The sequence below is a fragment of the Bacillus sp. MZGC1 genome (genome assembly GCF_002998605.1).
Taxonomy (GTDB): domain Bacteria; phylum Bacillota; class Bacilli; order Bacillales; family Bacillaceae; genus Bacillus.
In genome coordinates this window covers 451171-463210 of record NZ_PVRE01000001.1, presented here as the reverse complement: position 1 = coordinate 463210, position 12040 = coordinate 451171, and the positions used below count along the sequence as shown (strand labels likewise).

The following is a 12040-nucleotide window of genomic DNA, read 5'->3' as shown; positions in this document are numbered from 1 at the left end:
AAAGAGCTGCTTATAAGCATACTCTCTCGACCTCTATAATTCCTTTGTCATAAATAAACTGTTTGGATCTTCTTGATATGAATCGAAAGGCGGGCAAATATAAAAACCAACACTCTCATATAGTTTTCTTGCTGGCTCAAAGAAAGACATCGCACCTGTCTCTAAGCTGACACGTGAATAACCGCGCCTTTTCGCCTCTTGGAGAAGATGGTTCAGCATATACCTTGCTACACCTTTTCGCATATGGAGAGCTGCGGTCCTCATTGATTTGATTTCGCCGTGATCACTTGACAGCTCCTTTAACGCTCCGCAGCCAAGAAGCTCCTCTCCTTCCCGCACACTCCACACTGTGACATCTTGCTTTTTCAAATCAGCTAACGGAAGGGCATGAATGCTTTCTGGCGGGGAATGCTCTTTCATTTCTTCTATATGAGCGGTAATCAGCTGCTCTATTTGTCCATCCGTGAGTGTATCTTGTTGAATGTACATGTCTATCACTCCTTCACGATCATTGTACGTGAAGAGTCAGCATTCACCTGCTGTTATGTCAGATAAACGAACAAACAACCGGCCTCCATCCGCCAGTTGTTCGTTTGATATCAACTATTTATGAAGAAAGTACCGCTTGTAACTCTTCTGCTGTACTGCTTTCAAGCTGACTTCCGACTCCTACTGCCACTGCACCAGCTTTCAGCCATTTTGGCACATCGGCTGGATGAATACCGCCCGTTGGAATAAATTCAATCTCTGGAAACGGACCTTGTAAGTTTTTCATATAGGATAAACCGAAGGAACCGCTTGGAAAAAGCTTGAGCAAGCAGTAGCCATCTGCTTTTGCCTGCATGATTTCACTTGGGGTGAGGACACCTGGTACATAGAGTGTGTCGTGAAATGAGAGATGCTCTCCGATCACAGGGAGATATCCTGGACTGACAATAAATTGTGAGCCTGCGTCAATGGCTGATTGTGCCTGCTCAAGGGTTGTGATTGTGCCTGCTCCTACAATCAGATCTTGCTCACGCTGAAAGGACGCGATGATGTGTTCAGCATTAGGCGTGGTATACGTCACTTCAATGGCTCGAACGCCTTTTTTCTTTAAACGCTCAATGGTCTCAATGCCTTCTGCTTCACTCCCCGCTCTCACCACTGCGATCAGCTTACAAGCCGCGAGCTGCTCTTTAACGCTCAAACTTGCTGACTTGCCCATATCCTTCATCTCCCTTCATATATTCTCGTCTGTGATATCGTTTGGCTTCTTTCATAAAAGCCTGAAGCTCTTCCCGAGTAGGCAGTCCGTCTTTATCGCCAGGAGACATCACCGCAAGAGCCCCTACAGCATTGCCTCTTGTCACAGATTTTTCATATGATAAACCGTCCAATAAGCCGCTGATGACCCCCACGGCAAATCCATCACCGGCACCGACTGTATCAACGACATCTGGCACATAAAATCCGCTCACAATCCCCTGACTGGCTGCACTTTTATAAAAGGCACCTTCTGCACCGAGCTTCATGACCACAAGCTTGACGCCTTTTTGCAAATAAACATCGGCAATCTCTTCCGGCTCGTGACAGCCTGTGAGCCTTTGCCCTTCTGCAAGCCCCGGAAAAAACCAATCCACTTGAAAAGCCATTTGATTCACCGTATGGATCATATCTTCCTCCTCTTCCCATAGCTGCAGCCGAAGGTTTGGATCAAATGAAATGGTTTTGCCTGCTTCTTTCATTTTTTGAAGAGCACAAAAAGAAAACGCTCTCATTTCACTGGATAATGCAGGCGGAATACCTGTCATATGGAGGTGTCCTGCCTGTTTGAAATAGCTGGCGGGAAAGTCGCTTGGACTCATTGTGCTCGCAGCAGAGCCTTTACGATAATACGTGACGTCAGGGTCTCCATCCATCACTTTTGATTTAAGTAAAATCCCTGTTTGAGACCCATCATTTGAACGGATCACTGCACTTGTATCGACCCCTTCTTTTTGAAGCTCTTCTAAAATAAATGTGCCAAGTGAATCTGCTCCGACTTTGCTCATCCATCCCACATCAAAGTCAAGCCTTGCCAAACCGACTGCCACGTTACTTTCGGCACCAGCAAGCGCCTTTTGAAATGTCTGCACTTGATGAAGCTCTCCGGCTTCTTTTGCGTAAAACATCGCCATTGATTCCCCAAATGTGACTGCATCCAATGCTTTCACTCATTTCTCCCCTCTCTTGGTACCGGTTTCAAATCAGCTGAAAAAGAGAGAGTATGCACGTATGTATACTCTTCTCTTCTATCGTTTATAAAGATTTTCTTACGATGATTTCTCCATCAAGCTGAATGGTTTGGGGCGCACTTTCATCCCCTTCAAGCCGTGTCTTGATTTTTTGCATTGCGGCTTTCCCCATTTCATGAGATGGCTGGGCAACCGTTGTAATTCCAGGCCCAATCAGCTTATACCATTCTGTATCATCAAACCCTGCAATGCCTATCTCCTCTGGAATCTTTATCCCAAGCTCTACAAGTTCACTTATCAGCTTCAGCATGAGTAATCCATTGGCTGCTAAAATCGCTTTTTTCTGTTGGTTTAGTTGTACAAAACGGACAAGCTCTTCTCGCAATTGCTCCTTTTTCTTCAAATCAATTTCTGCAATAATGGACGGCTTATGTTTACTCATAGCTGTCTGTTCATATGCTTCTTTTCGTTCTTCACGAGGACTGATTCCATCGACCGGCTCAGTAAAGAAGGCGATGTGCTCATAGCCTTTCTCATACATTTGTTGAAGCAGCCGGATCGTGATATCACGGTTATTCGTTGTCACTGTGTCGACTTTTAGTTCAGGTAACTTCCGGTCAACAAGGACAATCGGTACACCGTTTTTCTTAAAATCCTGCAGAATGTCATTGTTCTGGCCTGTCGTATTGATGATGAGCCCTTCAATATAATGCGCATTCAGCTTGAGGAGCATTTCTCGTTCTTTTTCTGGACGGTTATCTGTGTTGCACACCATGATGCTGTATCCATATTCATCACAAATTTCTTCGACACCGCGAAGTGTCGCTACAGAGAATGGATTCGTAATGTCGGCTACAATAAACCCAATGACCTTGCTTTTTCTTACTTTCAATCCTTGAGCGAGCTGACTCGGACGATAATGGAGTTCCTCAATGGCTTTCTTGATTTTTTTTACCTTATCAGCAGAAATTTCATTTGTTCTGCCATTGATATATCTAGATACAGTTGATTTTGAAACACCTGCATAAGCGGCCACTTCGTTGATGGTGACTTTCGTTTGCTTTTTCTCTTTCATTCAAAAAACTCCCACAATCGATATCTTCTCATTTGTTTCGAAACCGATTTCAAATAACTTAAAAAGAGCATATCATAATTTCTTGTATTCCAGAAGATTTTTTTGCATGAAGAGGGCAAAAAATCATCTAAATAAATAAAAAGAAAACGATTTCAAAATAACGGTTGACGGCGTTCTCTTTTTCCTCTAGAATTTTCCTTGAAACCGATACCAAATAAAACATCAATATTTTGTTTCAGATGGAAAGGGAGGCTTATCTCAAATGGAAAATCGTTATGCTGTACACCCTGAGCAGGTCAAACGTTTTACAACAGAGGAACTTCGTCGTCATTTTCATATTCCTACGCTATTCGTCAGTGGTGAATTAAAGCTCTACTATTCGCATGAGGATCGCGTGGTGATTGGCGGAGTCAAGCCGTCTGCAGAGCCGCTCAAATTAGATGCCGGAGACTTTTTACGTACGGAATATTTCCTTGAAAGACGAGAGATCGGCATTGTAAATGTCGGCGGTCAAGGAACGGTCACTGTCGATGGTGAAGCCTTTGTACTGGAGCACAAAGATTTCTTATATATTGGGCTTGGACACGAAGATGTACAGTTTGCTAGTTCATCAGGCGAAGAGGCCAAGTTCTATCTTGTATCAGCCACGGCTCATCAAGCGTACCCTACACAAAAAGCAGCCATCGCTGAATTAACACCGAATCACTTAGGAGAAGCGTCTGCTTCAAACGTACGAAACCTGTATCAAGTCATCCACGCAAACGGCATCCAAAGCTGTCAGCTCATGATGGGAATCACTCAGCTGGAAACCAATAACACGTGGAATACGATGCCCGCTCATATTCATGATCGGCGTATGGAAGTGTACTTATATCTTGATATCGAAGAAGATGCTCGTGTCTTTCATTTTATGGGAGAGCCATCTGAAACAAGACATCTCGTTGTCGCAAATGAGGAAGCGGTCATTTCTCCTGCCTGGTCCATTCATTCAGGCTCGGGTACAGCGAATTATTCATTTATTTGGGCGATGGCGGGCGAGAACTATACGTTCAAAGATATGGACTTTGTCCCAATGGACCAGCTGAGGTAATGTGATGACGACGATATCCTATGTAGCGTCCCTCTTTTCTCTTGAAGGTAAAACAGCCCTTGTGACAGGTCCAGGAACCGGCATTGGGCAGGGCATTGCTGTGGCGCTTGCCCGGTCAGGCGCAGATATCATCGGCACATACCATCACACACCGCTTGAGGAAACGAAAGCGCTAGTCGAACAGGCGGGCCGCTCATTTCATGCGGTTCAGGTTGACTTTTCCGACCCTCAAACGGCAAAGCAGGCTGTCGATGCCATGTTACAAAAGCATACGATCGATATTTTAATCAATAATGCTGGCACCATTAAAAGAGAGCAGGCCGCTCATTATTCAGAGGAAGATTGGCATACGGTCATGGATGTGAATATCAATAGTCTCTTTTTACTCACCCAAAGGGTTGGACAGCAGATGCTGAAAAACAGGCAAGGGAAAATCGTCAATATCGCCTCCCTTCTTTCGTTTCAAGGCGGCGTCTTTGTCCCCGCCTATACAGCAAGTAAACACGCAGTCGCAGGGCTGACGAAGGCTTTTGCAAACGAATGGGCGAGCCAGCATATACAAGTGAATGCGATCGCTCCTGGTTACATTGCGACCAATAACACGCAAGCCATTCGGGACGATGAGAATCGAAATGAAGAGATTCTCAAACGAATCCCTGCCGGGCGCTGGGGAAAGCCTGAGGATCTAGCCGGCGCGGCTGTTTTCCTTAGCTCACCAGCCTCCGATTATATGAACGGTCATATTTTAGCTGTTGATGGCGGCTGGCTTGCGAGATAAACAGGCGAGAGAATTCCTATTTTGAGGGATTCTCTTTTTTTCTATTTGCATAATTCTCCTCCTTCCGAGTCACTCTATAAAAAAACATGACATGAGGGGTGAGGTATTATGAAAAGTCGTATTGAACAAGATATAGCGTCCGTCATCAAGCGTGTCAAAAGCTTTGCCGGGAAAAGTGATGATATCGTGTTCCACTCATTTTCATTTGGCCCTTCTGCTATCTCTGCATGTCTCATGTACGTTGAAGGACTCACAGAATTTGAGATGCTTTCTAAGCAAATCATTTCACCCATGCAAAAGGAATTGGATATCAACGAGGTTGATTCTAGTACGCTTCCGGCCCTGTCTAAAACGTTCTTTGGCATCCAAAATGATGTGCTGGAGGATATGAACCTTGCCATCGAGCAATTATATAGCGGCAGGGCTATTTTATTTGTAGATGGAGCGGCTCAAGCACTTGCGCTCCAAACGAACCTTTTTCAATTTAGAGAAGTAGAAGAGCCGCAATCGGAAGTCCTTGTAAGAGGGCCTCGGATCGGTTTTATTGAAAATCTTGAAAAAAACACGGCTTTAATCCGTGAGCGGGCAAACGACCCTAACCTTGTCATTCAAAAGGTAAATGTAGGTACTCGCAATAAAAAGTCTGCTGCCCTTGTGTACGTTCGTGATATTGTTGATCCCAAATTAGTAGAAGATGTTCTATCACGCATGACCGAAATCAAAATGGATGACATCCCTGAAACCGGCTATATTGAACAGCTGATTGAGGACAGCCACATCTCCATTTTTCCGCAGATTCAAAATACAGAACGTCCTGACCGGGTGATTGCATCTGTGCTTGAAGGCAAAGTCTCCATTTTGCTCGACGGCACACCTTTTGCCCTCATCATGCCTATGACACTTACAGCCTTGATGCAATCACCGGAGGATTATTATCAAAGATGGACAAGTGCGACTCTTTTGCGCCTACTTCGTTATTTTGCCGTACTGTTAACGATTTTTTTACCAGGGCTCTACATCGCTCTTGTCTCATATCACCCCGGTTTATTACCAACACGAATGGCAATCACCATCGCAGGCAGCCGGCAGAATGTTCCGTTTCCTCCTGTTGTCGAGGCGATTCTTATGTCTTTTACGATTGAGCTGCTGCGAGAAGCTGGACTTCGGCTTCCTAGAGCCATCGGGCAGACAATTGGGCTCATTGGCGGCGTCATCATTGGTCAGGCGGCTGTCCAAGCCAATATCGTCAGTGCCTTAATGGTGATTATTGTGTCGCTGACCGCCTTGGCCGATTTCACTGCCCCTTCGTATGACTTTAGTTTCCCGCTGCGCATCTTGCGCTTTATGGCCATTTTCAGTTCAGCGATGTTTGGGTTATATGGCTTGATCATGTGTTATTTATTTGTGCTTTGTCACCTGATGCAATTAAAGACCTTTGGTTTTGACTATTTCACACCTGTTTTGTCTTCACCGTTTTCAGATTTAAAGGATACGTACGTACGTTTACCAATTGGGCTATTTAAATCGAGACCGAAAACAGCAAAAATAAAAAATCTCAAAAGACAAGGAGATTAAACGATGTACAGAGCTGAGAAGCTATCATTGTTACAAGTCACCATTCTGTGCAGCTCTACAATGATAGGCGCTGGAATTTTAACCATTCCACGCAGTTCTGCCAATTCAGGGTTCCCTGATGGCTGGATCATTGTATTAATACAGGGAGTCATCTTTGCTTTCGTTGCTTTTTTGTTAGGATGGATTGCTGAAAAGAATGCACCGGACACCATTTTTGAGTCAAATACTAAAGGAGCCGGTGCAATCTTTGGCACGTTCTTTAATTTAATGCTGATCGCTTATTTACTAGGCATTGTCGGCTTTGAAGCGCGTGTTCTCGGAGAGGTTGTTCAGTTTTTCCTGCTGCAATCGACTCCCATGGCAGTGATTGTGATGATTTTTCTTCTTGTGGCGATCTATCATTTGAAAAGTGGTATCTTTCCAATAGTGAAAATGGTGACATACATATATCCGATGACGATGATCATTTATATTGGGCTCATGCTGTTTAGTTTGAAAATATTCGATTTTGATTACTTACGCCCGGTGATGGCGAATGGGTTTAAAGATTTCAGTAATTTGTTCTCTCAAACATTTATTCAATTTACAGGCTTTGAGGTCATTTTGTTTGTTGTACCACTCATTTATAAAGACAAATGGTCGAAGGCGAAATGGGCCGCTGCGATCGGGGTCGGAATTACCTCACTTATCTACTCTCTCACGCTCTTTATTGTGATTGGTTCCATGACCGTTGGAGAAACGAAATCCCTCACCTGGCCCACTGTCTCACTCATTCAAGCACTAGAACTTGAAGGGGTCTTCATTGAACGATTTGATATTTTTTTACTGACGATCTGGACTTGCCAGCAGTTCATTTGTATGCTTGGCTTTTTCCAATTTGCCATTAAAGGGTGCCACACAGTCTTTAAGACGACCAATGTAACGAGACTACTTTGGCTGCTGTTTTTGATTACCTCTGCCCTCTCTTTATTTCCGAGAAATATCAATGAAGTCTTTTACTTCTCTACTTTACTCGGCTACGCATTGTTCGCGGTTTTAGCCATTCCTTTTATTACAGCTGTTCTGCTGATGATACGTAAAAAATGGGGAGGTCGTTCTGCATGAGAAGAAGGCGTTTGTTGTTATTTTTTTTGTCCTGCTGTCTTTTCCTTCTATCAGCAGGGTGCTGGGATTTAAAGGATATTGAAAAATTATCATTTGTGCGCGGCATTGGCATTGACGAGGAAGATCAGAAAGGAGTCAAGCTCACCTACCAAAACCTGGTTCCGAAGATGGGTGGGACACAAGAGGCTGATTCTCCTGGCCATGTGAATGTCGTCTCAAAAGGGAAAAATGTGCTGGAGGCTGTCAGTAATGTCGCCTTAAAGGACCCGCCGATCTATAGTGATCATCTGAAAATTTTCTTGTTCGGCAAAAATCAGGCAGAGCATCACGATATTCAAGGAACGCTCAACCACTTTATACGAGATGATGAGGTTCGGCGAAGCAGCTACCTTCTCGTGTCACGAGATGATGCGTCAAAAGTGATCAACCAAAAATTGAAATCACAGCAAAAGGTTCCGGTTGAACATATCTTTGAAACATCCAAAAACCGAAGCTTTAACGGAAAGATTTTGCTGCCAACCCGTATTGGCCGGGCATCTGATTACTTCCAGATGGGCGCTAGCTTCCTTGTCCAAAGTGTAGATGCGATAGACGGTGAACTGATTTATGATGGAGCAGGAATCATTGATGGAAAAACACGAAAGCTGATCGGCTTCATCCCTGCGAAGGATGTCCAATCTTTAAATTGGGTGATGGACCGAATTTCAGGCGGCGTTGTACCTGCCACCTACAAAGACTTTCCGATCACGTATGAAATTAAGAAATCAAAAACCAAGATTGAACCCTATCTGAAGGATGGACATATTTCCTTTAAAATTAATGTCAACACCCAAGGAAAGCTCTCTGAAGATCAGTACCCTGCAGAAAATTCATACGATGAGCAGTACATCAAAAGATATGAGCTTCTTTTTGCGAATAAAATCAAACAGCGAATTCAAAAAGCAGTCCATCATGTGCAAAAAGAGGTGGGCGTTGATCCCATATTTTTAAGCCGGCAGTTTCGTATTAAATACCCTGACTATTGGGAAAAGCATCGAAACGAATGGGACACACTCTTCCAAGAAGCGAATATCGAATATGATGTCAAAGTCAGCATTTTAAACTTTGGGGCAGAAGGTGCAACGAAAAGCTTCAAATGGTAATGCAAAAGGCGGTTATCCCGAAGGAGAGCCGCCTTTTTTACGCACGACAAGTAAAAGCTGATATAGGGTCACTTGATCAGACAACGCTTTTGTTTGAAAGCCAAGTGACGCTCCTACTCTCGCCACCTCGTCAAAAAACAATTGGACGTTCTGATCAATCTGAACATTGATGCGCTGCTCGATCACCCGTTCAAACAAATGGTTTGGGAAAAGCGCACGCATCGTGTTTGGTGTGAAGAACCTCAGATGGGTTCGGTCTAAAATCCCTACATCTTGATACGTAAAATCCCCTGTCATTAACGGGAGAAGCACCTCCGCATGCATCATGTTTGGCAGGCAGCAAATGATCACGCCGCCCGGTTTTAAAGATGCGTGCGCTTGTTCAATGATGTTCCAAGGATCTGACACATGCTCTAAAACATCAGAAAAAATGATGGCATCAAAAAAGGCCTCTTTCTCTAGCCATGGGTACTCATCTGCTTTTGCCTCAATGACTTCTTCGTAATATGCCTTTGCGATTGCTGCTTTTAATGGATCGGCCTCTACCCCGTACATGTCAACAGACTGCCGATTCATTAGTTCAAGCCCTGTGGCCCCTGCGCCGCATCCCACATCAAGTACACATGCAGCGTCTTCAGGCAGCAGAGCCGCAAAGTACGGATGGGGGGTCATCAGATTGAGATCAATGCCCCATTTATCTAAAAACCGAAGCCTGTTCTCAGCAAACAGTGTAGAGATGTTCGTTTCTTGATTCGCACGAAAGGTTGCATGACCGTGATGATGCACAAATGAATCGTGGACGATTTGCAGCTGATATCCCTTGAGCAAGGATCTCAAACAAAGATCGTCATCCTCAAATGATCCATACACGAACCGCTCATCAAATAACCCCACCTCTTCAATGAGCTCTCTTTTCACCAGCAGACAAAACCCCACAAGCCGATGTACATATGTTCTCTGACCTTTTCTCGCAGCCGTATAATTTTTCGCAAAGGCTGGGAGCTCCTTCACATTTGTATACGATGGCTCGACCATTTGAGGACCGCTCACATAATTGGAGACAGGTCCTACCATCCCAATACGTTCTGATGCAAATAACGCCTCTTTTAATGGAGAAAGCCAGTTTTCCGTTACGATCGTGTCGTTATTTAAAAAGAGAATGCTATCCCCTGTCGCTTTTTTCGCTCCTTGATTACAGCCCTTTGCAAAGCCTCGATTTTCTGCATTTTCTATGAAAATCACATCGTTCAGCTCTCTCACATATTCCTTCGTCCCGTCGGTTGACGCATTATCAACGATGATGAGTTCATATTGGTCACTTCGGGTATGCTGCTTGATGCTGTCGATACATTTTTTCGTTAAATGCAGTTCATTGTACGTCAGCATGACAATGCTCGTTTTCCCTTTCATCTCATTTCCACCTTTCGCTCGCCTGTTCCATATGTATGTCATATGCAGCACGTTCAGAAGATGAGAGATTGTCCTTTCTTGATTAAACGTTTGTTTAACAAAGAGAAACCAGCTGCATGCGGGCAGCTGGTCGTTGTTCACACCGTTTTTCCTTCCTCACCTGTGACGGCACGGTTCCTCTTTTTTAAATCTTCTTCAATTTCTTCAAGACTTTTCCCTTTCGTTTCAGTCACCATATATTTCACAAACAAGAAGGCGCCTACGCCGATGACCGCGTAAATGAGGAAAAGATTACTGATACCCATCGCGCTTAATAGAGCTGGGAATGTAAGCGAGATGATTAAATTCCCTGTATGAAGGAGGAAAGTAGAGACGCCTGTACCGATTCCTCTTACATGTACCGGGAACAGCTCCGGAAGCATCACCCAAACGACTGGACCCCAGCTGACAGCAAAGATGACGATGAAGAGTCCTAAACAAATAATGGTTGTCCATCCTGCAGCTGTTGACCCCTCGAAAAATCGATTGACCACTGACAGGACAATTAAACTTAGGACCATGCCAGCATTCCCAAATAAGAGCAGCGCTTTACGCCCTACACGGTCAATGATTTTAATCGCCACAAACGTCATGACGACATTCACTGCCCCAATTCCGACGGTTCCTAAAATAGCCGCTGAATTACCAAAGCCAACGCTTGTGAATGTTTTTGGTGCATAGTAAATAATCGTATTGGTACCGATAAACTGCTGCAGAAAGGCAAGACCGACACCAGCGATTAATGCTGGACGTACCCATGGCTCAAATAATTCCTTAAAACCGCCTTTTTCTTCACTTTCTGCCTGTTGAATATCAGAAATTTCTTCTTCAACTTCTTGCTTACTCTTTCTGAGTTTAGATAATATCTCTTTTGCACGGTCTGCCTGTCCATGGACAAACAGCCAGCGGGGACTTTCCGGCATAAATAAAATCCCACATAATAAAAGCACAGAAGGTACGACCGCAATTCCAAGCATCAGGCGCCATGCTTCTGCATCCGCTAAAGCGTAATTCACAATATAGGCGAGTAGAATACCAAATGTGATCATGAGTTGGTTTAATGAGGACAGTGCTCCTCGCGATTCCTTTGGAGCAAGTTCGGATAAATATAATGGAACAATCGTTGTTGAGCACCCGACAGCAAGTCCTAGTACAATTCGGAATAAGACCATCACTTCCGTATTCGGAGCAAGGGCTGTACCAAATCCACCGATAATAAACAAAATCGCTGCGGCGATGATGGCTTTTTTCCGCCCGAATTGGTCTGTCAGCTTCCCAGAAAGAGAGGAACCGAGCATCGCCCCGATTAAAATCGAGCTGACAACAAGTCCCTCTGTAAACGCGTTTAACCCTAAATCCTCTTTCATAAATAAGATGGCGCCAGAAATGACACCTGTATCATAGCCATATAAGGCGCCGCCAAGTGCGCCGAAGAAATAAAGCCATCCATTCCGATTTTTCATGTTCATAACCCCTCTTTTGTTCTGTATGTACTGGATGTTTCTCTATGGAAAATCATTTTCCTCACTTCCTGTCATTTCAAACATTTCAATGTTTTATGACAAATATATTTCATTTGAAGTATCATTGAAACTTTTTACGATAAGGAAA

Annotated in this window: 11 protein-coding genes; 5 read left to right on the top strand and 6 right to left on the bottom strand. The window is 44.1% G+C overall.

Features of this window, described 5'->3' with window-relative positions:
• Window positions 1-33: 33 nt before the first annotated feature.
• The 4 genes from C6Y06_RS02320 to C6Y06_RS02305 form a co-directional block, all read right to left on the bottom strand.
• Window positions 34-489, bottom strand: a complete 456-nt coding sequence (locus C6Y06_RS02320) for a GNAT family N-acetyltransferase (RefSeq protein ID WP_034660191.1) — start codon at window positions 487-489, stop codon at window positions 34-36.
• A gap of 118 nt (window positions 490-607) precedes the next feature.
• Window positions 608-1207, bottom strand: coding sequence for a bifunctional 4-hydroxy-2-oxoglutarate aldolase/2-dehydro-3-deoxy-phosphogluconate aldolase (locus tag C6Y06_RS02315; RefSeq protein WP_106036463.1), 600 nt, complete (start codon window positions 1205-1207; stop codon window positions 608-610).
• The gene (locus tag C6Y06_RS02310; RefSeq protein ID WP_106036462.1) at window positions 1179-2195 is read right to left on the bottom strand and encodes a sugar kinase; all 1017 of its coding nucleotides are present in this window, start codon (window positions 2193-2195) and stop codon (window positions 1179-1181) included. Before C6Y06_RS02310 ends, C6Y06_RS02315 begins: the two co-directional genes overlap by 29 nt.
• 85 nt (window positions 2196-2280) lie before the next feature.
• The gene (locus tag C6Y06_RS02305) at window positions 2281-3291 is read right to left on the bottom strand and encodes a LacI family DNA-binding transcriptional regulator (RefSeq protein WP_095285707.1); all 1011 of its coding nucleotides are present in this window, start codon (window positions 3289-3291) and stop codon (window positions 2281-2283) included.
• Window positions 3292-3553: 262 nt separating this feature from the next.
• On the opposite strand from C6Y06_RS02305, the gene kduI reads away from it, so the two are divergent.
• The 5 genes from kduI to C6Y06_RS02280 all read left to right on the top strand — a co-directional run bounded on the left by kduI (window position 3554) and on the right by C6Y06_RS02280 (window position 8980).
• Window positions 3554-4381, top strand: a complete 828-nt coding sequence (kduI, locus tag C6Y06_RS02300) for a 5-dehydro-4-deoxy-D-glucuronate isomerase (protein ID WP_060597432.1) — start codon at window positions 3554-3556, stop codon at window positions 4379-4381.
• Between the two features lie 4 nt (window positions 4382-4385).
• Window positions 4386-5159 carry a 2-dehydro-3-deoxy-D-gluconate 5-dehydrogenase KduD gene (gene kduD / locus C6Y06_RS02295; RefSeq protein WP_106036461.1) on the top strand — a complete coding sequence of 258 codons (774 nt, stop codon included), beginning with the start codon at window positions 4386-4388 and terminating at the stop codon, window positions 5157-5159.
• A 108-nt stretch (window positions 5160-5267) separates the two neighbouring features.
• Window positions 5268-6734, top strand: coding sequence for a spore germination protein (locus C6Y06_RS02290; protein ID WP_060597434.1), 1467 nt, complete (start codon window positions 5268-5270; stop codon window positions 6732-6734).
• Window positions 6735-6737: 3 nt separating this feature from the next.
• The gene (locus C6Y06_RS02285; RefSeq protein ID WP_060597437.1) at window positions 6738-7838 is read left to right on the top strand and encodes a GerAB/ArcD/ProY family transporter; all 1101 of its coding nucleotides are present in this window, start codon (window positions 6738-6740) and stop codon (window positions 7836-7838) included.
• Window positions 7835-8980 (top strand): Ger(x)C family spore germination protein, encoded by a 1146-nt coding sequence (locus C6Y06_RS02280; protein ID WP_106036460.1) that lies wholly within the window; start codon window positions 7835-7837, stop codon window positions 8978-8980. Before C6Y06_RS02285 ends, C6Y06_RS02280 begins: the two co-directional genes overlap by 4 nt.
• Window positions 8981-8992: 12 nt before the next feature.
• Here C6Y06_RS02280 and C6Y06_RS02275 read toward each other — a convergent pair whose 3' ends face one another.
• Complete coding sequence (locus C6Y06_RS02275; protein WP_106036576.1) at window positions 8993-10390, bottom strand: bifunctional glycosyltransferase family 2 protein/class I SAM-dependent methyltransferase; 1398 nt, start codon at window positions 10388-10390, stop codon at window positions 8993-8995.
• A 137-nt stretch (window positions 10391-10527) separates the two neighbouring features.
• Window positions 10528-11892, bottom strand: coding sequence for a sugar porter family MFS transporter (locus C6Y06_RS02270; protein ID WP_095285705.1), 1365 nt, complete (start codon window positions 11890-11892; stop codon window positions 10528-10530).
• Window positions 11893-12040 lie beyond the last annotated feature (148 nt).

Excerpts from the sequence above, each read along its gene's own strand:
- C6Y06_RS02320 (WP_034660191.1), bottom strand. The coding sequence starts at position 489 with ATGTACATTCAACAAGATACACTCACGGATGGACAAATAGAGCAGCTG.
- C6Y06_RS02315 (WP_106036463.1), bottom strand. The coding sequence starts at position 1,207 with ATGGGCAAGTCAGCAAGTTTGAGCGTTAAAGAGCAGCTCGCGGCTTGT.
- C6Y06_RS02305 (WP_095285707.1), bottom strand. The coding sequence starts at position 3,291 with ATGAAAGAGAAAAAGCAAACGAAAGTCACCATCAACGAAGTGGCCGCT.
- kduI (WP_060597432.1), top strand. The coding sequence starts at position 3,554 with ATGGAAAATCGTTATGCTGTACACCCTGAGCAGGTCAAACGTTTTACA.
- kduD (WP_106036461.1), top strand. The coding sequence starts at position 4,386 with ATGACGACGATATCCTATGTAGCGTCCCTCTTTTCTCTTGAAGGTAAA.
- C6Y06_RS02290 (WP_060597434.1), top strand. The coding sequence starts at position 5,268 with ATGAAAAGTCGTATTGAACAAGATATAGCGTCCGTCATCAAGCGTGTC.
- C6Y06_RS02285 (WP_060597437.1), top strand. The coding sequence starts at position 6,738 with ATGTACAGAGCTGAGAAGCTATCATTGTTACAAGTCACCATTCTGTGC.
- C6Y06_RS02280 (WP_106036460.1), top strand. The coding sequence starts at position 7,835 with ATGAGAAGAAGGCGTTTGTTGTTATTTTTTTTGTCCTGCTGTCTTTTC.
- C6Y06_RS02275 (WP_106036576.1), bottom strand. The coding sequence starts at position 10,390 with ATGAAAGGGAAAACGAGCATTGTCATGCTGACGTACAATGAACTGCAT.
- C6Y06_RS02270 (WP_095285705.1), bottom strand. The coding sequence starts at position 11,892 with ATGAAAAATCGGAATGGATGGCTTTATTTCTTCGGCGCACTTGGCGGC.